Raw genomic sequence first — 596 nt, 5'->3', positions numbered from 1 at the left:
TTCGGCGCCTGCGCCGCGCTGGTGCTGGCGCGCGCCATAGTGCGCGACGTGTGGCATGCCGAGGCGGGGCCGGCCCTGGCGCTGACGGTACTGGGCATGTTCGTCGCCATCGTCCTGTCGCCGCTGCTCGGCGGTCTGCTGACCCAGTACGGCGGCTGGAGGGCGCCGCTGATGGCCAGCCTGGCGCTGGGCGGCGTGGCGCTCTTGGCGGTGCTCGGCAGCTACCGCGAGAGCCATTTGCAGCGCGACCCGCAGGCCGGGCGCTTGAGTCGTCTGGCGGGCGACTATTGGGATCTGCTGGGCAGCTGCCGCGCGCTGGCGCTGACCATCGCCATGACCTACGGCGCCATGTTCGTCGTGGTGGCCGGTTCCTCGGCGGTCTATATCGGCCTGCTCGGGCTGAGCGCGGCGCAGTACGGCATGACCTTCGCGGCCATCGTCTCGGGCCTGCTCGGCGGCGCTCTGTTCACCCTGCGCAACGTGCAGCGCCTGGGCCCTCAGCGAGTGGTGGCCATCGGCGTGGCGCTGGTGCTGGCCGGCGCCGCCCTGTCCCTGGCGATCTATGTGCTGTTTGGCCTGTCGCTGCTCGGCCTGTC

The 596-nt window shown here is 71.6% G+C and carries 1 protein-coding gene; it reads left to right on the top strand.

Translation table 11 applies throughout. The annotated features are described in order from the left end of the window. The coding region (locus N878_RS25135) for an MFS transporter (RefSeq protein WP_021446229.1) at positions 1-596 on the top strand (596 nt) is incomplete at both ends.

Source organism: Pseudomonas sp. EGD-AK9, assembly GCF_000465935.2.
Classification (GTDB): Bacteria; Pseudomonadota; Gammaproteobacteria; order Pseudomonadales; family Pseudomonadaceae; genus Aquipseudomonas.
The sequence above is the reverse complement of the archived record's forward strand: the minus strand, read 5'-3'. Positions and strand labels throughout refer to the sequence as shown.